26 protein-coding genes and 1 tRNA gene are annotated in these 25,993 nt (G+C 32.3%); 19 read left to right on the top strand and 8 right to left on the bottom strand.

Annotated features, from left to right (window positions below; translation table 11 throughout):
* Positions 1 to 31 precede the first annotated feature (31 nt).
* The 5 genes from N2251_RS11985 to N2251_RS11965 are packed head-to-tail and all read right to left on the bottom strand — an operon-like array spanning position 32 to position 4,581.
* Complete coding sequence (locus N2251_RS11985; RefSeq protein ID WP_260586960.1) at positions 32 to 1,405, bottom strand: aldehyde dehydrogenase; 1,374 nt, start codon at positions 1,403 to 1,405, stop codon at positions 32 to 34.
* Positions 1,406 to 1,408: 3 nt separating this feature from the next.
* Entirely contained in the window at positions 1,409 to 2,440 is a 1,032-nt protein-coding gene (locus N2251_RS11980; protein WP_260586959.1) for an alkane 1-monooxygenase, read from the bottom strand.
* Positions 2,441 to 2,466: 26 nt separating this feature from the next.
* Positions 2,467 to 3,153: an RluA family pseudouridine synthase gene (locus N2251_RS11975; protein ID WP_260586958.1), complete on the bottom strand. Its 687-nt coding sequence runs from the start codon at positions 3,151 to 3,153 to the stop codon at positions 2,467 to 2,469.
* Between the two features lie 33 nt (positions 3,154 to 3,186).
* Entirely contained in the window at positions 3,187 to 3,798 is a 612-nt protein-coding gene (gene yihA / locus N2251_RS11970; protein ID WP_260586957.1) for a ribosome biogenesis GTP-binding protein YihA/YsxC, read from the bottom strand.
* An 18-nt stretch (positions 3,799 to 3,816) separates the two neighbouring features.
* Positions 3,817 to 4,581 carry an alpha/beta fold hydrolase gene (locus N2251_RS11965; RefSeq protein WP_260586955.1) on the bottom strand — a complete coding sequence of 255 codons (765 nt, stop codon included), beginning with the start codon at positions 4,579 to 4,581 and terminating at the stop codon, positions 3,817 to 3,819.
* A 203-nt stretch (positions 4,582 to 4,784) separates the two neighbouring features.
* Between N2251_RS11965 and mraZ the strand changes: the two genes are divergently transcribed.
* The 15 genes from mraZ to N2251_RS11890 all read left to right on the top strand — a co-directional run bounded on the left by mraZ (position 4,785) and on the right by N2251_RS11890 (position 20,757).
* Positions 4,785 to 5,252: a division/cell wall cluster transcriptional repressor MraZ gene (mraZ, locus tag N2251_RS11960; RefSeq protein ID WP_260586954.1), complete on the top strand. Its 468-nt coding sequence runs from the start codon at positions 4,785 to 4,787 to the stop codon at positions 5,250 to 5,252.
* On the top strand, positions 5,239 to 6,135 hold the full coding sequence (gene rsmH, locus N2251_RS11955) for a 16S rRNA (cytosine(1402)-N(4))-methyltransferase RsmH (RefSeq protein ID WP_260586952.1): 897 nt from the start codon (positions 5,239 to 5,241) through the stop codon (positions 6,133 to 6,135). The genes mraZ and rsmH overlap by 14 nt, the downstream gene beginning before the upstream one ends.
* Positions 6,135 to 6,464 carry an FtsL-like putative cell division protein gene (locus N2251_RS11950; protein WP_260586950.1) on the top strand — a complete coding sequence of 110 codons (330 nt, stop codon included), beginning with the start codon at positions 6,135 to 6,137 and terminating at the stop codon, positions 6,462 to 6,464. Before rsmH ends, N2251_RS11950 begins: the two co-directional genes overlap by 1 nt.
* Positions 6,465 to 6,470: 6 nt before the next feature.
* Complete coding sequence (locus tag N2251_RS11945) at positions 6,471 to 8,483, top strand: PASTA domain-containing penicillin-binding protein (RefSeq protein WP_260586949.1); 2,013 nt, start codon at positions 6,471 to 6,473, stop codon at positions 8,481 to 8,483.
* A complete protein-coding gene (locus tag N2251_RS11940; protein ID WP_260586948.1) occupies positions 8,484 to 9,950 on the top strand; it encodes a UDP-N-acetylmuramoyl-L-alanyl-D-glutamate--2,6-diaminopimelate ligase in 1,467 nt (488 codons plus the stop codon). It begins immediately after the preceding gene.
* Between the two features lies 1 nt (position 9,951).
* Positions 9,952 to 11,178, top strand: coding sequence for a phospho-N-acetylmuramoyl-pentapeptide-transferase (gene mraY, locus N2251_RS11935; RefSeq protein ID WP_260586947.1), 1,227 nt, complete (start codon positions 9,952 to 9,954; stop codon positions 11,176 to 11,178).
* Between the two features lies 1 nt (position 11,179).
* Positions 11,180 to 12,514, top strand: a complete 1,335-nt coding sequence (gene murD / locus N2251_RS11930) for a UDP-N-acetylmuramoyl-L-alanine--D-glutamate ligase (RefSeq protein WP_260586945.1) — start codon at positions 11,180 to 11,182, stop codon at positions 12,512 to 12,514.
* Positions 12,515 to 12,523: 9 nt separating this feature from the next.
* Complete coding sequence (locus N2251_RS11925) at positions 12,524 to 13,714, top strand: FtsW/RodA/SpoVE family cell cycle protein (protein WP_260586943.1); 1,191 nt, start codon at positions 12,524 to 12,526, stop codon at positions 13,712 to 13,714.
* Positions 13,698 to 14,789 (top strand): undecaprenyldiphospho-muramoylpentapeptide beta-N-acetylglucosaminyltransferase, encoded by a 1,092-nt coding sequence (gene murG / locus N2251_RS11920; protein ID WP_260586941.1) that lies wholly within the window; start codon positions 13,698 to 13,700, stop codon positions 14,787 to 14,789. The genes N2251_RS11925 and murG overlap by 17 nt, the downstream gene beginning before the upstream one ends.
* A complete protein-coding gene (gene murC / locus N2251_RS11915; protein ID WP_260586940.1) occupies positions 14,789 to 16,135 on the top strand; it encodes a UDP-N-acetylmuramate--L-alanine ligase in 1,347 nt (448 codons plus the stop codon). The genes murG and murC overlap by 1 nt, the downstream gene beginning before the upstream one ends.
* 2 nt (positions 16,136 to 16,137) lie before the next feature.
* Positions 16,138 to 16,875, top strand: coding sequence for a cell division protein FtsQ/DivIB (locus tag N2251_RS11910; protein ID WP_260586938.1), 738 nt, complete (start codon positions 16,138 to 16,140; stop codon positions 16,873 to 16,875).
* A complete protein-coding gene (ftsA, locus tag N2251_RS11905; protein ID WP_260586937.1) occupies positions 16,865 to 18,205 on the top strand; it encodes a cell division protein FtsA in 1,341 nt (446 codons plus the stop codon). The genes N2251_RS11910 and ftsA overlap by 11 nt, the downstream gene beginning before the upstream one ends.
* Positions 18,206 to 18,288: 83 nt before the next feature.
* Complete coding sequence (ftsZ, locus tag N2251_RS11900) at positions 18,289 to 20,157, top strand: cell division protein FtsZ (RefSeq protein ID WP_260586936.1); 1,869 nt, start codon at positions 18,289 to 18,291, stop codon at positions 20,155 to 20,157.
* 71 nt (positions 20,158 to 20,228) lie between these two features.
* Positions 20,229 to 20,675, top strand: a complete 447-nt coding sequence (locus N2251_RS11895; RefSeq protein WP_260586934.1) for a GatB/YqeY domain-containing protein — start codon at positions 20,229 to 20,231, stop codon at positions 20,673 to 20,675.
* Positions 20,676 to 20,683: 8 nt separating this feature from the next.
* A tRNA-Arg gene (locus N2251_RS11890) sits at positions 20,684 to 20,757 on the top strand.
* A gap of 69 nt (positions 20,758 to 20,826) precedes the next feature.
* Here N2251_RS11890 and N2251_RS11885 read toward each other — a convergent pair.
* Entirely contained in the window at positions 20,827 to 21,459 is a 633-nt protein-coding gene (locus N2251_RS11885) for a Crp/Fnr family transcriptional regulator (protein ID WP_260586932.1), read from the bottom strand.
* A gap of 126 nt (positions 21,460 to 21,585) precedes the next feature.
* On the opposite strand from N2251_RS11885, the gene N2251_RS11880 reads away from it, so the two are divergent.
* Positions 21,586 to 22,005: a CBS domain-containing protein gene (locus tag N2251_RS11880; RefSeq protein ID WP_260586931.1), complete on the top strand. Its 420-nt coding sequence runs from the start codon at positions 21,586 to 21,588 to the stop codon at positions 22,003 to 22,005.
* Positions 22,006 to 22,044: 39 nt separating this feature from the next.
* On the opposite strand, the gene rpe is transcribed toward N2251_RS11880, so the two are convergent.
* Positions 22,045 to 22,701 carry a ribulose-phosphate 3-epimerase gene (rpe, locus tag N2251_RS11875; protein ID WP_260586929.1) on the bottom strand — a complete coding sequence of 219 codons (657 nt, stop codon included), beginning with the start codon at positions 22,699 to 22,701 and terminating at the stop codon, positions 22,045 to 22,047.
* A 413-nt stretch (positions 22,702 to 23,114) separates the two neighbouring features.
* Complete coding sequence (locus N2251_RS11870) at positions 23,115 to 23,978, bottom strand: sigma-70 family RNA polymerase sigma factor (RefSeq protein WP_028890199.1); 864 nt, start codon at positions 23,976 to 23,978, stop codon at positions 23,115 to 23,117.
* Between the two features lie 221 nt (positions 23,979 to 24,199).
* On the opposite strand from N2251_RS11870, the gene N2251_RS11865 reads away from it, so the two are divergent.
* From N2251_RS11865 to N2251_RS11855, 3 genes are read left to right on the top strand one after another with little or no spacing between them, the layout of a single operon-like run.
* Positions 24,200 to 24,772 carry an RNA polymerase sigma factor gene (locus N2251_RS11865; protein WP_376741009.1) on the top strand — a complete coding sequence of 191 codons (573 nt, stop codon included), beginning with the start codon at positions 24,200 to 24,202 and terminating at the stop codon, positions 24,770 to 24,772.
* Between the two features lie 5 nt (positions 24,773 to 24,777).
* The gene (locus tag N2251_RS11860) at positions 24,778 to 24,972 is read left to right on the top strand and encodes a hypothetical protein (RefSeq protein ID WP_260586922.1); all 195 of its coding nucleotides are present in this window, start codon (positions 24,778 to 24,780) and stop codon (positions 24,970 to 24,972) included.
* 31 nt (positions 24,973 to 25,003) lie between these two features.
* Entirely contained in the window at positions 25,004 to 25,822 is an 819-nt protein-coding gene (locus tag N2251_RS11855) for a mechanosensitive ion channel family protein (RefSeq protein WP_260586920.1), read from the top strand.
* Positions 25,823 to 25,993 lie beyond the last annotated feature (171 nt).

Genomic DNA, 25,993 nt, shown 5'->3' with positions numbered 1-25,993 from the left:
TATATGATTTCTTATTTTAAATAGCGGGTAATTAATTTATCTTCATTAAGAATTTTAGTTGTTTTAGTTTTCCTTTGTAAGGTGCGTAACGTGTAGGAACATCTAGCCAGTTACCTCTTGTAACTACCCCTTTTTTATGAGAAAACGTATCAAATGTTTTTTTACCATGATAACCTCCAATTCCGCTTTCACCAACACCTCCAAACGGTAAACGATGGTTTGCAAAGTGAACAGTGGTGTCGTTAATTGTTCCGCCACCAAAAGAATATTTAGCAATCATTTTTTTAGCGAAATTATTTCGAGTGGTAAAAACATATAAAGCTAACGGTTTGTCGTATTTTGCAATAATAGCATCGAATTCTTCTTCTGTTTCGTAAGAAATTAAAGGAAGTATAGGGCCAAAAATTTCACCCTTCATTACTTCACTATCTAAGCTAGGTTCATCAATTAAAGTAGGAGCAATATAATTTTCGGTTCTGTTAGTTTGTCCACCGATAACACAGTTTTCGTTTTCAAGCATTAAAGCTAGCCTGTCGAAATTTTTGGTGTTTACAATTCTAGGATAATCTGTCGAAGCTTCTGGATTTTCACCATAAGCATTTATGATTTCCTGTTTAAAATAATTTATAAATTTTTCTTTTACAGATGTATGAATCAATAAATAATCAGGAGCAATACAAGTTTGCCCTCCGTTAATAAATTTACCCCAAACTAAACGTTTAGCGGCCAATTTTATATTAGCGGTTTCATCTATAATACAGGGGCTTTTTCCTCCTAATTCTAATGTAACAGGCGTAAGGTATTCTGCGGCAGCTTTAGCTACAATTTTACCTACAGGTACACTTCCTGTAAAAAATATATAATCCCAACGTTGTGCTAATAATTTTTGAGAAACAGCAACGCCGCCTTCTACTATTGCAACATGATTTTTATCAAAAACAGCTTCAATAATTTCTTTGGTTATTTTACTTACATGAGGTGTTAATTCAGATGGTTTTAAAACAACATTGTTTCCTGCTGCAATTGCTCCTAAAAGAGGTGCGAAAGCTAATTGATGTGGATAATTCCATGGTGCAATAATTAATACTGTTCCGTAAGGTTCGCTATGAATTTTTGCAGAAGAAGGAAAGTTTAATAAAGAGGGTAAAACACGTTTTGGTTTGCTCCAAGAATAAATGTTTTTTATAGTCATTTTTAGCTCGGCTAAAACAATAGATGTTTCTGTCATCAACGCCTCGTATTCTGATTTTTTAAAATCATTATAAAGTGCCGAAACGATGTCTTTTTCTCTTTTTATGAGCTCTTTTTGAAGTTTTTTTAAAGCATTCCTTCTAAAAGAAATGTCTTTAGTTTGTTGCGTTTTAAAAAAGTTTTTTTGGGATTTAACCAATTGTGATATATCCATAAATTAAATTTCTTGTAGTTTTTTATGCATTACTAAAAACCATAAAGGCGGAATCAAAGAAAGTAGCATCATACCAGGATAACCAGTTGGCATTTGCGGACTTTCAGGAACTGTTTTTAGTAATTGATAATGTTTAGATCCGTTATAATGATGGTCCGAATGACGCGATAAATTAAATAATAATACTTGCCCGATTACATGATCAGAGTTCCAAGAATGTATTCTTTTTACACGCTCGTATCTTCCGTTTTCAAGTTGTTTCCTTAATAAACCATAATGTTCAATATAATTTATTGTTTCTAGTAATATTATTCCGAAAACGGCAGCGCCTATGAAAGAAAAAAATACAAACGGATTAAAGAGTAAGTATATCAATCCGAGAAATAATAGGTTGCAAATAGTATAAACAACCATTCTGTTTTGGTAATGAAACCAATTCCTATCACTAGCTTTTAAACGTTGGTTTTCGCTTTGCCAAGCTTGGTAATAACTTGTAATGTGTGAGCGCATCCAAAATAAATACAAAACTTCATTTTTTCTAGCAGTTGCAGCATCTTTAGGTGTGGCTACATTTAAGTGATGCCCAGCATTATGGTAAGGTAAAAAATGTGTGTTTAAAGACGTTAATAGTAAGAGTTCTCCTAAAAATTCATCCAAGCGATTATTGCGATGGCCTAATTCATGACCAACATTTATGCCTATAACTCCGCACATAACTCCTAAGGCAAGAATACGACCTGTAATTTCTGTAGTTGTTAAATTTATTTCTTGAATTACATAAAAAAACCATCCAACAAATAGTAATTGAATAGGTATTGTTGCGTATAAAATTAGTGTATATAATTTATTCTCTTTTTCAATTAGCGCTTCTTCTTTGTTTAGGTTTTTTTTATCTGTTTTAAAAAAAAGTTCGGCAAAAGGAACTGCAACAAAAAAAGTGAGTATAGGTAAGAAAGTAATCCACCCTTTATTGGTAAAAGCTAAAAATACCGTAATTGGTAAAATTAATATTGATAAATATTTAAGGGGTTTCATATTTGAAATTTCCCTAAAGATACAACTTACAAACAAGCATCCCAAATAGCTTCTTTTGGGGTTGGGGCGGTAATTTTAACTAACTCTTTGCTTACTGGATGAATGAATTCAATTTTACGAGCATGTAAATGAATACTACCGTCTTTATTGCTTCTTTTAGCACCGTATTTTAAATCACCTTTTATGGTAGCACCAATATTTGATAGCTGTACACGAATTTGGTGATGACGACCCGTTTCTAAATCAATTTCTAATAAAGAATAATTGTCTAGTTTTTTAAGAGTTTTATAATGAAGAATAGCCTTTTTACTACCGTCAATTTCTTTCGGATACGCAGTAGATTTATTATTTTTTGGGTTTTTCTTTAAGAAATTAATAAGGGTGTCTTCACTTTTCTTAGGTTCGTTTTTTACAACAGCCCAATATGTTTTTTTGATTGTTTTTTCACGTAGCATTTTGTTTAAACGCTCTAAAGCTTTTGAAGTACGTGCGTAAATTACAACGCCAGAAGTTGGTCTGTCTAGTCGATGAACTGTTCCTAAATAAACAGCACCAGGCTTGTTGTATTTGTCTTTAATATATTCTTTAACAACGTCAGAAAGTGGTTTGTCACCTGTTTTATCACCCTGAACAATATCGCCAGCTCTTTTGTTGATAACTACCAAATGGTTGTCTTCGTGTAAAACCTGTAAATTGTCTTTGTTAGAATGCATTTTTAAAGTGTCACTTCGAGGATAATCGAGAAATTATTTAAAATCTTTAACTATAGTTTCATTGGTTTCTTCAATGAATTTTAAAAATTCATCACGACCTAATCCGGTTTCAGAAGAGGTAAGAAACGATGTTGGAAGTGTTTCCCAGTGTTGTAATAATTTCTTTTTATAAGAAGCTATTTGTTGATTTATTTTAGAGCTTCCTAGTTTATCGGCTTTTGTGAAAACAATTCCAAAAGGAATTTGATTTTCGCCTAAAAACTGCATGAATTCTAAATCTATTTTTTGTGGATCATGGCGAGAATCTATTAAAACGAAAGTAAAAACAAGTTGTTCTCTTTCCTTAAAATAGTTTTCAATAAAATACTGAAAAATAGTTCTTTTCTTCTTTGAAATTCGAGCGTAACCATAACCAGGTAAATCAACCAAAAACCATTCTTGATTTATTTTAAAATGATTAATCAATTGTGTTTTCCCAGGTTTTCCTGATGTTTTTGCTAAGTCTTTACGCTCCATTAACATGTTGATTAACGAAGATTTTCCAACATTAGAACGACCTATAAAAGCATATTCAGGTATTCTATCCTTAGGTGCTTTCATAACATTACTGTTACTCATCACAAAATCGGCAGATCTTATTTTCATAAATACTAAGTTGTGCTATTATATATTTCGTTTAGAAAGCCAGCTCTCTAATATTTCATTAAATTCTTTAGGAGTCTCCATCATTGCTGCGTGTCCACATTTATCAATCCAAAATAAATCAGAATCTGGTAGTAACTTATGAAAATCATCAGCTACTTCTGGCGGAGTTACACCATCTTGTTTTCCCCAAATAAGACACGTAGGTTGGTGCATGTTGGGCAAGTCATTTGCCATATTATGACGAATGGCACTTTTAGCGATAGAGAGTGTTTTTAAAGCTTTAACTCTGTCATTTACAATTTCGTAAATATCATCTACTAGTTCTTTTGTAGCAACTTTTGGGTCGTAAAAAACTTCTTGTGCTTTTGTTTCAATGTACTCGTAATTACCTCTTTTAGGATAGCTATCTCCCATTGATTTTTCGTACAGACCAGAGCTTCCTGTTAAAACTAAGGCACCAACATCTTTAGGGTAGTGTTTTGTGTAATATAAAGCAATATGGCCACCTAGAGAATTTCCTAAAAGAACAACGTCTTTAAGGTTTTTGTATTCAATGAAGTCATGTAAAAAACTTGCTAAGCTTTTTACATTTGTTTTTAGTAATGGTAACGTGTATAAGGGCAATTCGGGAATTAAAACGTGATAGCCTTTTTTTGAAAAATGTTTAAAAGTTTCATCAAAATTACTAAGAGCTCCCATTAAGCCATGTAGTACGATTAACGTTCTTCCTTCTCCTGCTTCTGCATATGTAAAATCGCCTTCTTTTTTTAAAAAATTAGTCATTAATGTATCGGATTTGACTCAACCACAAATGTAGTCCTTTTTTGTTAAATCTTCATTTTTATTATTTAGTGACCATTCGCGCTGTTAAATGCACTTAGGCTCAGTTTTTTAACGTAAAAATCAAAACTTATCAACAAAGTGGTTAAAAGTGGTAAAAAGTGGTAAATATTCTTTATTTTTGATGCAAACTACGAGTGCTTAACGTGATAAATTTAACAGGAACATACGAATGTAAGGCAGATGCTAAGGGGAGGTTGATGATTTCATCAGCTTTTAAGAAGCAATTGTCTGCTGTGTTACAAGATGGTTTTGTAGTTAAGCGGTCTGTTTTTCAGTCTTGTTTGGAGTTGTATCCAATTGCGGAGTGGAATTTAATGATGCAAAAGATTAATAAATTAAATCGATTTGTAAAGAAGAATAATGATTTTATTAGAAGGTTTACGGCTGGTGTGAAAACAGTAGAAATAGATGCTTCAGGTAGAATATTAATACCTAAAGATTTGTGTCAATTTGCAGGTATAGGGAAGCAAGTGGTGCTTTCTTCGGCTGTGAATATTATTGAAATTTGGGATAAAGAAGAGTACGAAAAAGTAATTGATGATGCTGTTGTTGACTTTGCTGAATTAGCAGAAGAGGTAATGGGTAATACAGATGTAGATGAACTATCATAATCCGGTTTTATTAAAGGAAAGTATAGATGCTCTTAATATAAAAGAGGATGGGGTGTATGTAGATGTAACTTTTGGTGGCGGAGGTCATTCTAGAGAGATCTTAAGTAGGTTGGGTGCGAACGGAAAATTGTTTGCTTTTGATCAGGATCCTGACGCGCAACAAAATACAATTGACGATGAGCGTTTTGTTTTGATTGGAGAGAATTTTAGGTTTATTTCTAGGTTTCTTCGTTTTTATGGAGTTAGAAAAGTGGATGGTGTTTTAGCTGATTTAGGGGTTTCTTCTCATCAATTTGATGAAGCGGAAAGAGGGTTTTCAACGCGGTTTGATGCTGATTTGGATATGAGAATGGATCAAAAATCAGATTTATCAGCAAAAAAAATTATTAATAAATATAGTGAGGAGAGATTAGCGGATGTGTTGTTTTTGTACGGTGAATTGCGAAATGCTCGAGCACTGTCTAAAAAAATCGTTGAAGCTAGGCAGGAAGAGGAGATTGAAACAAGTTTTCAGTTAAAAGAAGTGTTGAAGGAGTTTCTTCCGCAAGCAAAAGAACATAAAATATTAGCGCAAATATTTCAAGCGGTTAGGATAGAGGTTAATCAGGAGTTAGAGGTGTTAAAAGAGTTTTTAGAGCAAATGCCTGGTTTGTTGAGTGAAGAAGGAAGGTTGAGTGTAATTTCTTATCATTCGTTAGAGGATCGATTGGTGAAAAGATTTATAAGAACCGGTTTGTTTAGCGGTGAGCCGGAAAAAGATTTTTACGGAAACATTAGTGTTCCTTTGAAAAAAGTTGGGAAGATGATTATACCAACAAGAGAAGAAATTAAGGTTAATAATAGAGCGCGAAGTGCGAAGTTACGTGCAGCAACACTAAAATAATGTCTAAGGTAAAAGAAGGTATTTACGGTGTTTTGCGAGGGCGTTTTTTAACAGATGATAGCTCTTTTAATAATTGGCGGATATTGATTTTTGTGGTTGTGCTGCTTCTAATAATGATTTCAAGTTCACATAGCTTAGATGCAAAAGTTGTAAAGTTGGCGGAGTTGAACGGTAAGAAAAGAGAGTTGCGAGCTGAGGATTTTGATACGAGTACAACATTAACAAAAATGAGGCTAGAAAGTAGTGTCAGGAAAAAAGTTAAAGATAAAGGGTTGTTTCCAGCAAAAAAACCTCCTCAAAAAATAAAAGTAACAACTAAAAAAGAATAAATAAAAATGGTAATAAAGAAAAGTATATTAAATAAGCTCTATATAGTGGTGGTTTTAATGACGCTTTTCTTTGTGGTTATTGTTTTTAGAGTTTTTAATCTTCAGTATATAGATGGGGATAAATACAGGAAACTTTCTCAAGAAAAAACTGTGAAAAACGATACGATATTCGCAAATAGAGGTAATGTATATGCTGCGGATGGAAATTTATTAGCGACTTCAATGTCTAAATACACCATCCGAATGGATGTAGATGTGGTGAAATCGTCAGTGTTTGAAAAAAATATTCGTGCTCTTTCAGAGGCGTTGTCTGCGATGTTGGGTAAGCCAGTAAGTTATTATCAAAAGAGAATAAGGCAGGCAAAAAAACAAAAAAACCGTTATTTATTAATTGCTCGTAACATAGGTTATAATGACTGTATGAAAATGAGAACGTTTCCTATTTTTAGAGAGGGTATGTATCGCGGTGGTTTTATTGCAGAGCAAAGTACGGTTAGAGTACACCCGATAGGTAAGATTGCGGCAAGAACAATTGGGTATGATAATATAAGAGGTGGTGCTGGTATTGAAGGTGCATTTGCTGATTATATGCAAGGAGAAAATGGTTGGCGCTTAAAACAGAAAATAGCAAAAGGGCAGTGGAGACCTATTAATGATGTAAATGAAAAAGAGCCGATAGATGGTAGTGATGTAATAACGACTATTGATGTGAATATTCAGGATATAACGCATCATGCCTTGTTAAGGCAGTTAGAAGATTTAGAGGCAGATCATGGTTGTGCTGTTGTTATGGAGGTAGAGACTGGAGAGGTAAAAGCGATCGCTAATTTAGGAAGAACATCTAAAGGAAAGTATTACGAAAAAAGAAACTACGCGGTTTGGGAAAGTCATGAGCCTGGGTCTACTTTTAAGTTGGCTAGTTTAATGGCTGCTTTAGAAGATAAAGTGGCGGACACGTCTGATGTTGTTGATTGCGAAAAAGGAAAGATTTTTATAAATAACAGAAAAGTAGAAGATAGTAAAGCTGGCGGACATGGTAAAATCTCTTTAGCACGGGTTTTTGAAGTTTCCTCTAATGTTGGGATTGTAAAAACGATTCGAAAACATTACGATAAAAAGCCGAAGAAATTTATAAAAAGAATTAAATCTTTTGGCTTAGATCAGTTAACGGGAGTTAAAATTAAAGGAGAAGGAAAGCCTTATATTCCAAATCCTTCAGAAAAAAGTTGGAGTCCGATTTCATTAGAATGGATGGCTTGGGGGTACGGAGTTTCTCTTACGCCATTACAAACATTGGCTTTTTATAATGCGGTAGCAAATAATGGACGATTAGTAAAACCATATTTTGTTAAGGAGTTGCGTATTGGAGGAAAAGTAGAAAAACGTTTCGATACAGAGGTTTTAAAAGAAAAAATAGCTTCTCAAAACACCTTAAATAAAGTAAGGAAAGTTATGGAGAATACGGTAGAAAAAGGAACTGCAAAAAACATATATTCCTCTAATTTTTCTATGGCTGGAAAAACAGGAACTGCTAAAAAATGGATTCCGAAGCATAAAGATAAAGATGGTAAAACAGTTTACGGTCATTATTCAAGTAAAAAATATGTGGCTTCTTTTGCTGGTTTTTTTCCTGCAGATAATCCTAAATATTCATGCATTGTAGTTATTCATAGTCCTAAGAAAGAAAAAGGATATTACGGAGCTATTGCCGCAGCGCCAGTATTTAAAGATATTGCTCAGAAAATTTACACAACAACACCAATAAATAATCAATTAGTGTCTGATGAAATTTCATCAGTAAGTATTGATAAAGAATATCAAGATTATTATAAAAAATTAAGAAAATATAAAACGATTATGCCTAAGGTTTTAGGTATGAGTGGAATGGATGCAGTTGCTTTGTTGGAAAATATGGGTTTGAAAGTTGAGTTTTCTGGAATGGGAAAAGTAACAGAACAATCTATAAATAAAGGACTAAAAGTAGCAAAAGGAGCAACAGTTTATTTAAAGTTATCATAATTGAAAAAATTAAAAGACATATTATATAAAGTAGCTGTAAATGAAATTTATGGAAGCACTGATGTTGTAATTAACAATATTCAGTTTGATAGTCGATTAGTGCAAAAAAACGACCTGTTTGTGGCGCAAAAGGGTGGTACTGTAGATGGACATCAGTTTATAGAAAAGGTATTGAATTTAGGTGCTATTGTTATTGTTTGTGAAAGTATTCCTGCGGATAAAAAAGAAGCAGCAACTTATGTTGAGGTAGAGGATTCTAATGTTGCGTTGGCAATTATGGCGGCTAATTTTTATGATAATCCGTCAAGTAAATTGCAGCTAGTAGGTGTTACAGGTACAAACGGAAAAACAACGATTGCTACATTATTGTATCAATTGTTTAAAAAAGCAGGATATAAAGTAGGTTTGTTATCAACAGTTAAAGTAATGGTTGCTGATGAAACGCATAAAGCAACGCATACAACGCCAGATTCTTTAGCTATAAATAAGTACTTGTCGTTAATGATTGATGCAGGTGTAGACTACTGTTTTATGGAAGTTAGTTCTCACGGAATTCATCAAAAAAGAACTGAAGGATTACTTTTTACGGGCGGTGTTTTTACCAATTTATCTCACGATCATTTGGATTATCACGAAACCTTTGCTGAGTATAGAGATGTAAAAAAATCATTTTTTGACTCGTTGCCAAAATCAGCATTTGCATTGGTAAATATTGATGATAAGAACGGGCAGGTAATGCTACAAAATACCAAAGCAAACAAGCAAACATATGCCTTAAAAACACTTGGCGATTTTAAGGCTAAAGTGTTAGAGAAAAGTTTTTCAGGCAGTTTACTAACGATCAATAATATTGAGGTTTGGACTAAGTTAATCGGTGAATTTAATGCATCTAACTTGTTGGCTATTTTCGGAGTTGCAGATCTATTAGGTTTAGAAAAATTAGAAATATTAAGGCTTATAAGTGAGTTAGAAAGTGTAGATGGGCGTTTTCAATATACTGTTTCTGATAATGGAGTAACTGCTGTTGTTGATTATGCGCACACACCAGATGCACTTAAAAACGTATTGCAAACCATAAACGGCATTCGTACGGGTAACGAAAATGTAATTACCGTTGTTGGTTGTGGTGGCGATAGAGATAAAACAAAGCGTCCGAAAATGGCGTTGATTGCTTCTCAGCTAAGTGGTCAGGCAATTTTCACATCAGATAATCCAAGAACAGAAGATGCTCAGGTTATTATTGATGAAATGGAAGCAGGTGTGTCCCCAGAAAACTATAAAAAAACATTGTCGATTTTAAACAGAAAACAAGCAATTAAAACAGCCTGTAAAATAGCGACAACTGGAGATATAATATTAATTGCAGGAAAAGGACACGAAGATTATCAAGAAATAAACGGTGTAAAACATCATTTTGATGATTTGGAAGAGATAGAAAACTGTTTTAATCAATTAAAAAAATCATAGCATGCTGTATTATATATTTCAATATTTAGAAAGTGAATTTAATTTAACAGGAGCAAGTGTGTTTCAGTTTATTACGTTCCGTGCAGCCGTCGCGTTTATTTTGTCTTTGTTGATATCAACAATCTTCGGAAAGAAAATAATTAATTTTTTAAGAAAACAGCAAATAGGAGAAACGGTAAGAGATTTAGGTTTAGTAGGGCAAGTGCAAAAAGCAGGTACACCTACAATGGGAGGACTTATTATAATCCTTGCCACCTTAGTTCCTGTGCTTTTATTAGCGAAATTAGAAAACATTTATATTGTTATCTTGTTGATAACAACTGTTTGGATGGGGTTGATTGGTTTTACAGATGATTACATAAAAGTATTTAAAAAAGATAAAGCAGGTTTAAAAGGGAAATTCAAAGTTTTAGGTCAAGTTGGTTTGGGTATTATTGTTGGGTCGATGTTGTATTTTCATCCAGATGTAACTATAAAAGAACAGTTGCCAAAAGCTGAGCAAGTAGTTCAGGTGAATGGAAAAGTGAAGGTTTTTGGTGAGGCACATAAATCAACAAAAACAACCGTTCCGTTTTTAAAGGATAATGAATTAGATTATGCAAAAGCATTTAACTTTTTAGGAGATGGTTACGAAAAATACGGATGGATTGTTTTCATTTTTGTAGTTGTTTTTATTGTAACGGGAATATCAAATGGTGCAAATTTAACAGATGGTATTGACGGCTTAGCAGCCGGTACATCGGCAATTATGGTGATTGCATTGGCAATATTTGCATGGGTATCAGGAAATATCATTTTTGCAGATTATCTCAACGTAATGTATATCCCAAATTCGGGAGAAATGACAGTATTTATATTCGCTTTTGCAGGAGCTTTAATTGGGTTTTTGTGGTATAATACATTTCCTGCTCAGGTATTTATGGGTGACACGGGTAGTTTAACAATCGGAGGAATCATAGCAGTTATTGCTATTGCTATTCGTAAAGAATTATTGTTGCCAATTTTAGCAGGAATTTTTGTGATTGAAAATTTGTCAGTAATACTTCAGGTATTCTACTTTAAGTACACTAAAAAACGATTTGGAGTAGGAAAGAGAATTTTTAAAATGGCACCATTACATCATCATTATCAAAAATTAAACTATCACGAAAGTAAAATAGTTACCCGTTTTTGGATTGTAGGAATCCTATTAGCGGTATTAACAATTGTAACCTTGAAATTAAGATAAAATGAAAAGGTTGGTAATTCTTGGCGGAGGAGAAAGTGGTGTTGGTACAGCGTTATTAGGAAAACAAAAAGGATTTGAAGTTTTTGTTTCTGATAAAGGGAGTATTGCAGAGAAACACAAAAAAGTTCTTTTACATAACTCAATTGATTTTGAAGAAAATCAGCACACAGAAAGTGAAATTTTTAATGCTGATGTTATAATGAAAAGTCCAGGTATTCCTGATGGCGTGAAGTTAGTTCAAGAATTGATTTCAAAAGGAATAAAAGTAATTTCTGAAATAGAATTTGCAGCTGAATTTACAAATGCAAAAATAATCGGTATTACAGGTTCAAACGGAAAAACAACGACCACTTTATTAACTGGTCATATACTTAATAAAGCTGGATTTAACGTTGGAATAGGAGGTAATATTGGTGATAGTTTTGCAGAGCAAGTAGCGAAGGGTAAACACAGTGAATATGTATTAGAATTAAGTAGTTTTCAGTTAGATGGAATTATAGATTTTAAACCACATATTGCAATTATAACAAATATATCGCCAGATCATTTAGATAGGTATGAGTACAATTTTGATAAATATATAGCTTCAAAATTCCGAATTACGAAAAATCAAACAGCCGATGATTTTTTAATTTATGATGCCGATGATACGGCAATAAAAAATTGGTTAAGTAAAAATAAAATTAACGCAAAAAAGATTCCATTTTCTATCGAAAGAGAATTAGAATACGGAGTTTTTTTAAGACAAAATAAAATAATAATGAAATTAACAACAGAAGAGGTATTAATGAACGTTTCTGAATTAGCATTAAAAGGAAAACACAATACTAAAAATGCAATGGCATCAGCTATGGCAGCAAAATTGTTACAGGCTAGAAAAGAAACAATAGCTGAAAGTTTGTTAGACTTTGAAGGTGTAGAGCATCGTTTAGAATATGTGCAGAAAATTAATGGAGTACAGTTTATTAACGATAGTAAAGCTACCAATATAAATGCTGTTTTTTATGCATTGGAGTGTATGGATAGTCCTACGGTTTGGATAGTTGGTGGTGTTGATAAAGGAAATGATTATGCTGATTTATTACCGTTGGTAAGAGAAAAGGTGAAAGCAATTATTTGTTTAGGTTTAGATAATCAGAAAATCATTGAAACCTTTGGCAATGTAGTAGATGTTTTAGTAGAAACTGCAGGAGCGGAAGAAGCTGTTAAAGTTGCAAATAAAGTAGCGAAAGCAGGAGATGTTGTTTTGTTATCTCCAGCATGTGCTAGTTTCGATTTGTTCGAAAACTATGAAGATAGAGGGCGAAAATTTAAGGAAGCTATTAAAAATTTATAAAATAAATTAATGAAAACTATTTTTCAGCATATAAAAGGAGACAGGGCTATTTGGGCTATTGTTGCTGTGTTGGCAATATTTTCATTTATGCCAATTTATAGTGCTAGTACAAATTTAGTATATGTAGTTGGTAATGGTTCTACCTTAGGGCATTTAATAAAGCATGTAATGTTGTTAATTACAGGTTTTGCTGTAATTTATGGAGTACATAAAATTCCGTATCGTTATTTTAGTGGAGGCTCGGTTTTAATGTTACCAATAGTTGTATTACTATTAATAGTCACGTTGGCACAAGGAACAACAATCGGAGGAGCCAATGCAAGTAGGTGGATTCGAATACCTTTTGTGGGTATCGGTTTTCAAACCTCTACACTAGCAGGTTTGGTGTTAATGGTATATGTATCGAGGTATCTAGCAAAAAACAAAGAGAACGTAATAAGTTTTAGAGATAGTTTATTACAGTTGTGGCTGCCTATAGGGCTTGTATTAGCATTAGTACTTCCTGCAAATTTATCTACCACAGCAATTGTGTTTTTTATGATTTTGGTGTTAACGTTTATCGGTGGATATCCGTTAAAATACATTGGTTATATTTTAGGAATAGGGCTTTTTTCTTTGCTCTTTTTTATTCTGGTAGCAAAGGCTTTTCCTGATGCAATGCCAAACAGGGTAAACACTTGGCAAAGTAGATTAGATGGTTTTTCTAATTCAGATAGAAAAGAAAATTATCAAGTAGAAAAAGCAAAAATAGCAATCGCCACAGGCGGAATACTAGGAAAAGGACCAGGAAAGAGTGTGCAGAAAAATTTTTTACCACAATCATCTTCCGATTTTATATATGCTATTATTATTGAGGAATATGGTCTTGTAGGAGCAATAATAGTTGCATTTATTTATTTTTTATTGTTGTTTAGAATTTTAATTACCGCTAAAAAGGCAACGACAATTTTTGCGACTTTAATGGTGTTGGGAGTAGGGATTCCAATTGTTTTTCAGGCGATGATTAATATGGCAGTAGCCGTAAATATATTACCTGTAACAGGGCAAACATTGCCGTTAATCAGTAGTGGTGGTACCTCTATTTGGATGACGTGTTTTGCTTTAGGAATGATATTAAGTGTTAGTGCTCATAAAAATGAAACAGAGGAAACAATTTTAGATGATAACCCTTTAGATATTTTACATGAAACAATCGATTAATGTTATTATAAGCGGCGGTGGAACTGGAGGGCATATATATCCGGCTATTGCCATTGCAAATGAAATAAAAGTCCGGTATCCGGATGCAAATATTTTATTTGTTGGTGCAAAAGATAAAATGGAAATGGAAAAAGTTCCACAAGCAGGTTATGATATTAAAGGATTGTGGATTTCAGGCATTCAAAGAAAAATAACTGCCAAGAACTTATTATTTCCTGTTAAGTTGTTAAGTAGTTTATGGAATGCGCATAAAATTATCAGAAAATTTAAACCAAATGTGGTAATCGGTACAGGTGGTTTTGCAAGTGGACCAACATTAATGGTTGCTAATAAAAAAGGAATTCCTACAGTTGTACAAGAACAAAATTCATATCCGGGAATTACAAATAAATTACTGAGTAAAAAAGCAGGTAAAATATGTGTTGCTTATGATAATTTAGAACGTTTTTTTCCGAAGGATAAAATTATAAAAACAGGAAATCCTGTTCGTCAAGATTTGTTAAAGATTCATGCAAAAATTAACGTAGGAAAAGAATTTTTTGAGTTAGATAGTTCAAAAAAAACAATACTAGTTTTAGGTGGAAGTTTAGGGGCAAGAAAGATAAATCAATTAATAGAAGAAAATCTTGACTTTTTTAAAAATCAGAATATTCAATTAATTTGGCAATGTGGTAAGTTGTATTTTGAAGAATATAAGAAATATAATGAAGTAGAAAACGTACAGGTACATCAGTTTTTAAATAGAATGGATTTGGCGTATGCGGCAGCTGATTTTATAGTTTCAAGAGCGGGTGCAAGTTCAGTTTCAGAATTGTGTATTGTGGGTAAACCAACTGTTTTTATTCCGTCGCCAAATGTAGCAGAAGATCATCAAACTAAAAATGCAAAATCGATTGTAGATAAACATGGAGCAATTTTAGTGAAAGAAAATGAGTTAGATACTTTTCCGATAGTAATCGAAACATTATTAAAAGATAAAGGCAAGCAGCAGAGTTTAAGTGAAAATATTAATGAATTAGCATTGCCCAATGCAACGAGTGATATCGTTAACGAAATAGAAAAACTAATTAATTAGTGAATTTAAAAACAATACATAACGTTTATTTTATTGGTATCGGAGGAATCGGTATGAGCGCTATTGCTCGTTATTTTGCTGTGAACGGAAAACAGGTATTTGGCTATGATAAAACACCAAGTCCGATTACTAAAAAGTTGGAGGAGATTGGTGTAAAAATTCATTTTGAAGATGCTGTTAAAAACATCGATATTTCTTGTTTAGATAAAGAGCAAACGTTGGTGGTTTATACGCCTGCGATTCCGAATGTACATCAAGAATTAAATTATTTTATAAACAACGGATTTGAAATTTTAAAAAGGGCAGAAGTTTTAGGAGAAATTACTAAAAATACTTTTTGTTTAGGGGTTGCAGGTACACATGGTAAAACCACAACTTCTTCTATTTTAGGACACATAATGCAACCTGAAAAAGCAACGTCTTTTTTAGGAGGAATTGCAGAAAATTATAATTCAAATTTAATTTTAGGAGAAGATAAAATATCAGTTGTAGAAGCAGATGAATTTGATCGGTCATTTTTAAAATTGTCGCCAAATATTGCATGCGTTACTTCTATGGATGCTGATCATTTGGATATTTACGGAGAAAATGAAATGTTACAACAGTCGTTTAGAGAATTTGCAAATAAAGTTTCTGATACATTAATTGTAGCAAAAGGTTTGCCTTTAAAAGGGTTAACATATGCTGTAAATGAATCGGCAGATTATAAGGCGTACAATGTAAAAGTTGAAACAGGAAAGTATGTTTTTGATGTGCAAACACCAACATCAGAAATAAAGAATATTGAATTTCATTTACCAGGAAAACATAACATGATGAATGCCTTGGCTGCTTTAGCAACGGCAGATGTGTATGGTGTTTCTTTAGCGAAAATTAAAGAACAATTAAAAACGTTTAAAGGAGTTCAGCGAAGGTTTTCATATAAAATTAAAACAGAAGATGTGGTATTGATTGATGATTACGCGCATCATCCAACAGAGATAAATGCTGTAGAGCATTCGATACGAGAAATGTATCCGAAGGAAAAAGTGTTGGCCGTTTTTCAACCACATTTATATACGAGAACAAAAGATTTTGTGGAAGATTTTGCAATAGCACTTTCTAAGTTTGATGAAGTATTGTTATTAGATATTTATCCAGCAAGAGAGTTGCCTATAAAAGGAGTTACTTCTTCGTGGTTACTAGCTAAAATAAATTCAGAAAATAAAGCATTGGTTTCTAAAGAAAATTTAGGCGCTGAAATCTTGAAATCTGAGGCAAAAATTATAACAATGTTAGGGGCAGGCGATATCGGTTTATTGGTCGGTGAAGTAAAGAATAGTTTAGAGAAAAAATATAATATTTAAATATGAGAAAAGTAACAACATATCTTTCTTTTTTCGTGTTGCTAGTGTTTTTAGGGTTTTTGTACGGCTTTGCGGCGGGTAAAAATGGCATAAAAAAGGTTGAAAACACCGTAGTTGAATTTGAAGCAGGTGATAATAACTTTTTGACACACAGTATGGTTGATAAATTGTTAATACAAAATAAAATTTTTGTTAAAAATCAACCAAAAAGAGTGGTAGATTTACACCTTTTAGAAACAAATGTTTCAAAGAATCCTTATGTTGAAAAAGCAGCTGTTTTTTTAACAATTAATGGCGTGCTAAAAACACTTATAAAACAGCGCAAACCAATAGCGCGTATTGTTAATAAAAGTGATTCATATTATATTGATAAGTTTGGTGTTGAAATTCCTTTGTCAGCAAATTTCTCAGCAAGAGTACCATTAGTTTCAGGCATAAATAATGCTAAAGATATAAAGGAGTTAATTAGTTTAATAAAAACAATTGGAGCACATGATTTTTTGAATAAAGAAATTATTGCAATCCAAAAAAATGTTCGTGAAGAATATGAATTTACAGTTCGTAGCGGTGAATATAAAATAGTTTTTGGGAAGCTAGTAAATGTAAATGTGAAGTTTAAAAAGCTAATTGCATTTTATAATAAAGCATTGATTGATAAAACAATTAAAAATTATAAGACAATAAATGTAAAATACCACAACCAAGTTGTGTGCACAAAACAAAAGCAAGATGGAGAATAATAAAATTGCCGTTGGTTTAGATATTGGTACTACCAAAATTGTTGCGATGATTGGTCGTAAGAATGAATACGACAAATTAGAAATTTTAGGTATTGGTAAAGCTAAAAGTTTAGGTGTAAAACGTGGAGTGGTAAATAACATAACCCAAACAATTCAATCTATTCAGGAAGCTGTTGATGAGGCACAAAGTGTTTCGGGGCAGAAAATTGAAAGTGTTGTTGTAGGTATTGCGGGGCAACATATAAGAAGTTTGCATCATAGCGATTATATTACGCGCGAAAAATCTGACGAGGTAATTAATGAGATTGATATTGAAAGTTTAGTTAGTCAGGTGCATAAATTAGTAATGCTTCCTGGTGAAGAAATTATTCATGTTTTACCACAAGATTTTAAAGTAGACAGTCAGTCAGAAATAAAAGAGCCAATTGGTATGTATGGCGGACGACTAGAAGCTAATTTTCATGTAGTTGTTGGTCAGGTTTCTTCGATTAGAAACATTGGAAGATGCGTAAAGAGTGCAGGTTTAGGTTTGTCTGATATTACATTAGAACCGTTAGCATCGGCATCCGCAGTTTTAAGTCAAGAAGAAAAAGAAGCAGGAGTTGCTTTGATAGATATCGGTGGGGGTACTACCGATTTAGCAATATTTAAAGATGGTATTATTCGTCATACGGCAGTAATACCTTTTGGGGGAAATGTAATTACTGAAGATATAAAAGAAGGTTGTTCGATAATCGAAAAACAAGCAGAATTACTAAAAGTAAAGTTTGGTTCTGCATGGCCAGGAGAAAATAAAGAAACAGAAATAGTTTCTATTCCAGGATTAAGAGGAAGAGAGCCTAAAGAGATTACACTTAAGAATTTATCAAAAATAATTCATGCCAGAGTACAAGAAATTATAGAGCATGTGTATTTAGAAATTAAAAATTATGGGCACGAAACTCAGAAAGGAAAATTAATTGCTGGAATTGTATTAACCGGAGGAGGATCTGAGTTAAAACATTTACGCCAGTTAGTAGAATATATAACAGGAATGGACGTTCGTATTGGATATCCGAATGAACATTTAGCAGGTGATTCTGACGATGTTTTGTCTAGCCCTTCATACGCAACCGCAGTTGGTTTGTTAATGGAAGGTTTACAGAAAGAATCAAGCGAAGTAGTAGAGAATTATGAAAAAGAAATCATAACTGAAACGAAAGATACTGCTGTGGAAGAAACTCCTGTGGCAGAAATTGTTGAAAAAGAAACGATAAAAAAAGGTAAGTCTAAATCTTTTTTAGATAAGTTTAGAGAAAGATTTACGGAGTTTTTAGACAACGCAGAATAAACGAATATTAAATAAGTCACCCCTTTTTTGTCCCCTGAGAAAGGAGTGTAAAAGTGAATAAAAATTAAAAAAGAAAAGTTATTATGAGCACAGAATTCAATAACATTTCATTCGACATGCCAAAAACACAATCAAATGCTATTAAAGTGATTGGAGTTGGTGGGGGAGGAAGTAATGCAGTAGATCATATGTTTAATAAACAAATTCACGGAGTAGATTTCGTGATTTGTAACACAGATGCACAAGCGCTTGAAAGTAGCCCAATTCCTAATAAAATTCAATTAGGAGCCCATTTAACTTCTGGTTTAGGGGCAGGAGCAAATCCTGATGTTGGTGCACAAGCGGCTGCAGAAAGTATTCAAGAGATTCAACAAATGTTAAGCACGCATACTAAAATGGTATTTATTACCGCAGGTATGGGAGGTGGTACAGGTACTGGTGCAGCACCTATTATCGCTAAAATAGCAAAAGATATGGATATTTTAACGGTAGGTATCGTTACAATGCCATTTCAGTTTGAAGGAAGAATGCGTAGCAAGCAAGCTCAAAAAGGAATAGATGAGTTACGTAAAAACGTAGATTCACTTATTGTCATAAATAATAATAAGCTGCGAGAAGTTTATGGAAACTTAGGTTTTAAAGCTGGTTTCTCTAAAGCAGATGAAGTTTTAGCAACAGCAGCGAAAGGTATTGCAGAAGTAATAACACATCATTATAAGCAAAATATTGATTTACACGATGCTAAAACAGTACTTTCTAATAGCGGAACTGCAATTATGGGATCTGCTAAAGAAACAGGAGATAATCGTGCTAAAAATGCTATTGTAAAAGCATTAGATTCTCCGTTGTTAAATGACAACAAAATTACGGGAGCTAAAAATGTATTATTGTTAATCGTTTCAGGTGCTAACGAAGTTACTTTAGATGAAATAGGTGAGATTAATGACTACATTCAAGATGAAGCAGGTTATGATGCTAATATCATTATGGGAGTTGGAGAAGATGAGTCGTTAGAAGATGGTATTGTAGTAACAATAGTAGCAACAGGTTTTACTGCTGATCAGCAAGGAACAATCACAAATACAGAAGTGAAAAAAATTGTTCATACTTTAGAGGATGAACAAAAGGCAACTTATAATTTTGGTGAACAAAAAGTTCAGGTTGCGCCAGCGATTAACGAACCTCTTACAGTAAGTACGCCTGCAAAAGTTGTACATGTTTTAAAAGAAGAAGTTGCAGCACCTAAGTTTAATTTAATTCCAACAACTGAAGCAATAAGAAATATAAATGTAGTTTGTGATGAGATTGCGATTGAAACAATCTCTGAAGATGATTTTATAATAACAAATATTGCAACAGGAGGTAATGTTGAGAAAGAAGTAAGACAACAACCGGTTCAACAAGATTTATTGTTTGATTTACCAGTGAATTCTTATGAAGAAATAAAGCCAAAATCACCGATAGTAACCACAACAAATGAAATTAAAAACATTAACGTAGTTGCTGAAGAAGTGATGCCGAAAGGCCATCAAATAGAAAAACGTTATGTTTTAGATGATTTTAATGTGCAACCGACTATTGGTAAAAGTTCTACACCGATTATAAAGGAAGAGGTTGAAGAAGAGTTACAGTTTCAAGTAAGAACTAAAACTCAAGAAGAAATTAATAATATTGAAACAACAAGTGAAGAGGTTTCTCCATTAGAGATTACAATTTCTGAATTAAGAAAAAGAACGGAAGAAAGACGTGAAAAAATGAAGGGCTTTAATCATAAATTTAACGATCAGGTAAATCGTAATATTGATGATATAGAGCGTCAGCCAGCGTATAAACGAATGGGAGTTGATATAAATGCAGGAGCAGATATTAGTAAGTCAGATACTGCCTTAAATGCTGATAATAACGGATTGTCACGTTCAAATAATTCTTTTTTACATGACAATGTAGATTAATAAAATAAGAATATACTTTTTTAAAATTCCCGCCTTGTCGGGAATTTTTTAATCATAAAAAAACAAGAAAGATGAGTTTACAAAAACAAGTGATGGATAAGATGAAAGAAGCAATGAAATCGAAAGATACAGTTGCTTTAACAGCACTTAGAGCATTAAAATCGGCTTTTATGTTGGCAAATACTGAAACAGGATCAGGTGAAATTTCTGAAGCAGATGAATTGAAAATTATTCAGAAACAAGTAAAACAACGTAAAGATAGTGCTGTAGTTTTTTCTGAACAAGGTAGGGCAGATTTGGCAGATCCTGAATTGGCAGAAGCAGCTGTTTTAGAACAGTTTTTACCTGAAGCTTTATCAGAAGATGAAATTGAAAAAGTGGTAAAGGAAACTATTGTTAAAGTTGGAGCAGAAGGAATGAAAGATATGGGAAAAGTGATGGGGATGGTTTCAAAACAATTAGCAGGAAAAGCTGATGGTAAAACCATTTCAATGATTGTTAAAAAAAGCTTAGCTTAATATATTAAGGCTGCGTAGTTCAACTGGATAGAATATCAGATTTCGGCTCTGAGGGTTGGGGGTTCGAATCCCTTCGCGGTCACAAAAAAACGATGCTTTTAAAGCATCGTTTTTTTGTTTTAAGAAAGGTTTTGTATAAATTTGAATACAATTATAACTCCAATATTTTTATTTGATTTCTACTCAATTTTATTTTAGATTTCTTTTCTAAAGCTTTTAGTAATCTAGAAATAACAACTCTAGAGGTGTGCAAATCATTGGCTATTTGTAAATGCGTAACATTTAAAACATCGTTTCCAATAACCATAGCTTTATCTTTTAAATATTTATACAAGCGTTCATCCATATTTAAAAAGGCAATAGAATCTACTGCTTCGATGAATTCGTTAAGTCTAGAATGATAGCTTAATAAAATATATTCTTGCCAACTTTTATACTTACTTAACCATTCTGACATTTTGTTTTTCGGAATCATAAATAAAGCAACATCAGTTTCAGCAACAGCTTTTATCTTGCTTTTAGTGTTGCCGATACAACAAGACAATGTCATGGCACAAGTGTCTCCTTTTTCTATATAATATAACACTAATTCGTCACCATCTTTATCTTCTCTTAAAATTTTAATAGCACCACTAATTATTAAGGGTATAGCAACCATATAACTATCAACATCAATAATAATAGCGTCTTCTTTAAATTCTTTATAAGTGGCTATTGAGGCTATTTCATCAAGTAGTTCGGTTTCAAATAAATATCCGTAATGGTTTTGTAATTTTTGTATCAATTTAATAAGCGTTTTCAATTGATAATTTACAAAAAAAATAATGATAAGAGTGTGATTTTAATCAGATTTTTGATTGATTTTATTCCTGAAATTTGTTGTAGTAATTAACTATAAATTGAAAGTAAGATGAAAAAAAGAACGCCAGTATCAGCTATTATGAGTAAAAACGTAATTACATTAAGTAGTTCAGACGATTTAATGTTTGCTGAAAAGTTATTTAAAAAAGAAAAAATAAGACACATTCCTGTAGTAAGTGGTTCTGAAATAAAAGGAATGTTAAGCTATACTGATTTGTTAAGAATAAGTTTTGCTGATGCAGTAGATATTGATGAAATTAATGTAGATACTGTTGTTTATAATATGTTTACCATAGATCAGGTAATGGCTAAAAATTTAGTTACTGTTACTTCTTCATCAACCATAAAAGAAGTTGCTGAAATTTTAGCAAAAAAAGAATTTCATGCATTACCAGTGGTTGATAATAACGAGTTGGTTGGTATTGTTACCACAACAGATTTGATTAACTATTTAATAGCTCAATTCTAAAAAAAAAAGGAGGAAAATTTTTAAGTTTTCCTCCTTTTTTTAGTTGATTAATTCTTTTAAGTTTTTAATCGTTTCTGTAGGGTTGTCACTTTTAAAAACATAACTACCAGCTACTAAAACATCAGCACCTGCTTCGATAAGTTGATTTGCGTTTTTATTGGTTACTCCACCGTCAATTTCTATTTGACAATCAGATTTTGAAAATTCAATAAGGTGTTTAAGTTGACTTATTTTCTTGTAGGTATTTTCAATAAATGATTGTCCGCCAAAACCAGGATTTACACTCATAATACATACCAAATCTAAATCTTGAATAATATCTTCTAAAACAGCAATTGGTGTATGAGGGTTTAAAGCTATTCCTGCTTTCATTCCTGCTGCTTTTATAGCCTGAACTGTTCTGTGTACGTGCGTACAAGCTTCGTAGTGTACTGTTAAAATATCTGCTCCTAAATTAGCAAAGGTTTCAATGTATTGATCTGGATTTACAATCATTAAATGCACATCGATTGTTTTTTTAGCGTGTTTTGTAATCGCTTTTAAAACTGGCATTCCGAAAGATATATTTGGTACAAATACACCATCCATAATATCAATATGAAACCAATCGGCATCACTATTGTTTACCATTTCGATGTCTCTTTGTAGGTTAGCAAAATCTGCTGCTAACACTGAAGGTGCAATTAAATTACTCATTAGTTTGTTGTTGTGTTGTTATTTTATGCAAAGATACTTAATTCGACTTTGCAAGAAACTATGGTAAAGTAATAAAATTTATAAATATGTTTAGCCCTGATTGAACGGTTTGTGTGAGCTCTTTTTTGAAGGATGAGAAAAAAGCGAGTAGTGAAAGCAGGAAAAGGCTTCAAATAAAAAAACTCCCGAAAATTAATTCGAGAGTTTTGTAATTTTATTTAAAAATATTTTTTCGTTAAAAAACCGAATCCATCAAACTAAACTTATTTTAGTTTTGCATTCTTATTTACCGTAGTTCTTAGTTTTATGCGATGCTGAAATAAATTCAGCATGACGTTTAAGTCTAAAAAAACACTTTGTTTAAAATATAAACAGATTTTTATAAGTGAGATACCAGAAGAGGTTTATGATCCCTAGCCTAAGTAAGTCATTAATATTTTACTACGAGATGTATGCTTTAATCTACGGATTGCTTTTTCTTTAATTTGACGCACACGCTCACGAGTTAAATCGAACGTTTCTCCAATTTCTTCTAAAGTCATTGGTTGGTGTTCACCTAAACCGAAGTATAGTTTAACAACATCAGCTTCACGAGGAGTTAATGTTTCTAAGGCACGGTTAATTTCTATACGTAAAGATTCGTGTAATAATGTTTTGTCAGGATTTGGAGATTCACCTGAATTTAATACATCATATAAGTTAGAATCTTCTCCTTCAATTAATGGCGCATCCATTGATACGTGACGACCAGAATTTTTCATAGACTCTTTTACGTCATTAACTGTCATGTCTAACTTTTTAGCAATTTCTTCAGGACTTGGAGGTCTTTCGTTTTCTTGCTCTAAAAAGGCATACATTTTGTTAATTTTATTGATAGAACCAATCTTGTTTAACGGTAAACGTACAATACGAGATTGTTCTGCTAATGCTTGTAATATAGATTGACGAATCCACCATACAGCGTATGAGATAAATTTAAAACCACGAGTTTCATCAAAACGTTTTGCGGCTTTAATTAACCCTAAATTACCTTCATTAATTAAATCAGGCAATGTTAATCCTTGGTTTTGGTATTGCTTTGCTACCGAAACAACGAAACGTAAGTTGGCCTTCGTTAATTTTTCTAAGGCTCTTTGGTCACCAGCTTTAATTCTTTGTGCTAACTCTACTTCTTCATCAGCAGTAATTAAATCTACTTTTCCTATTTCTTGTAAATATTTATCTAATGATGCGGTTTCTCTATTAGTAACCTGCTTGGTAATCTTTAGTTGTCTCATCTAATTAAGTAATATTTTTAATTCATCAATCGGTCTACACTATCTTATACGTATGCTGCTTTAATAATGTTACAAAAAAATAAATCTTTTTTATTTAAATTTTATAATCGTTAAAGAAACGTTAAATTTGTTTTCTTAAAAAGAAGAAATAGTGACCTTTTTTATATAAAGGTGTCTAAATTAATTGCAAGCCAAAACTATAACATAAGAACTATAATTAGTTGTTGAAAAGTACTGAGGATACAAAACTAAGTGATGAAGCGCTGGTTAGTAAAATAGTAGAAAAAAATGATACTCATTTATTCGCTGTTTTATATGACCGTTACGCTAGTGTTGTATATAATAAGTGTTATGGTTTTTCTAAAAACAAGGAAGAAGCACAAGATTTAACACATGATGTATTTATTCGCTTATTTGTAAAACTGAGAACTTTTAAAGGAAAGTCTAAGTTTTCGACCTGGCTGTATTCTTTCACCTATAATTTCTGCGTAAATTATGTGCAAAGAAATAAAGAGAAGAAAAAAGAAAAAGTAACCGTTGTAACTGATACTATTAAAGAAGAAAGTAATGAAGATGAAATTGATGATGCTGCATTATTTGAATTAAAAGCTGATAAATTAGCAAAAGCCTTAGAAGTAATTGCTGTTTCTGAAAAAATGATTCTTTTAATGAAATATCAAGATGATATGAGTATTAAAGAAATATCAGGAGCATTAGAAATAGGGGATAGCGCAGTAAAAATGCGTTTAAAAAGAGCAAAAGAAAAAGTTATAAAAGCATATAACGCACTGTAATAATTATGGAGAATCCATTTAAGAAAATATTACATAATGAAGAGTTGCCAGAGGTACTAAAAGGAAAAGTACTAAATGATGTGGCAATGATAAAGCTATCGATAGATATGGCTGATTTATTTGTGGTGAAATACCCAAGTACAATCGCTGATTTATTTGGAGGTGGTGCGTCTAAAAAAGATTCTAAAGATACCGAATAACCAAATATAAAACTAACACAATACAGTAGTTATGATTGCATTACAAATTGATATTTTAAAACCTTTTAAAGATATTTTTCAAGATATTGTCGATTCGTTACCAACTGCCCTTGGGTTTATTGGCTTTGTGGTTTTCGCTTGGCTAATTATTAAATTTTTCTTATTTATAGTAAGAAAAGCTTTAAGTAAAACAAAGATTGACGAATGGTCTAAAAAATTAAGTAAAACAGAAATTTTTGGAAATTCGACGATTAATATTGTTTTAACAAATGCAATACTGGCAGTATTAAAATGGTTTTTAATACTAACGTTTGTAATGGCTGGTTCGAATATATTCGGATTAGAAGTTGTTTCTGACGGGATAAAAAGTTTCTTTGCTTATTTACCTAAATTATTAACTGCCTTAGGAATTTTTGTTGCTGGTGCTTATTTAGGAACCATGGTTAAAAAAGCGGTTCAAACAATGTTTAAATCTCTAGAAATTTCAGGAGGAAACTTAGTAGGGAATATTGCTTTTTATTTAATCGTAGTCTTTTTATCAATAACAGCATTAGATCAAGCAGGAGTAGATACATCAGTAATAAAAAGTAATTTAACTCTTTTAATAGGTTCTGTTCTTTTAGCATTTACATTGGCATTTGGTTTAGGAGCTAAAGAAGTTGTTGCAAGACTACTTTATGGGTATTATTCAAGAAAAAACGTCAGTATAGGAAAAAAAGTTATCATAGGTGATGTTGAGGGAGTTGTCATTGCAATAGATAATATCTGTTTAACGGTTGCAACAGCTGATGAAAAGGTAGTTTTTCCTATTAAAGACGTGGTAGACAGTAAAATAGTTGTTAAAAACTAATAGATTTCGACTTTTTCTTATATATTTGTCAAGAATCAATAGAAATAACAATAAATGATAGATTTCGGGGGACTTCTATCTTATAGGTAAAGATTTATTTCTTTACTGCTATGACCATCGAAAGATGGTCATTTTTATTTTAAATAATTAGTGACTTATATAAACTATTAG

It is taken from the genome of Tenacibaculum haliotis (genome assembly GCF_025215075.1).
Lineage (GTDB): Bacteria > Bacteroidota > Bacteroidia > Flavobacteriales > Flavobacteriaceae > Polaribacter > Polaribacter haliotis_B.
Note: the sequence above shows the minus strand (reverse complement) of the source record. Positions and strands in the feature narration are given on the sequence as shown.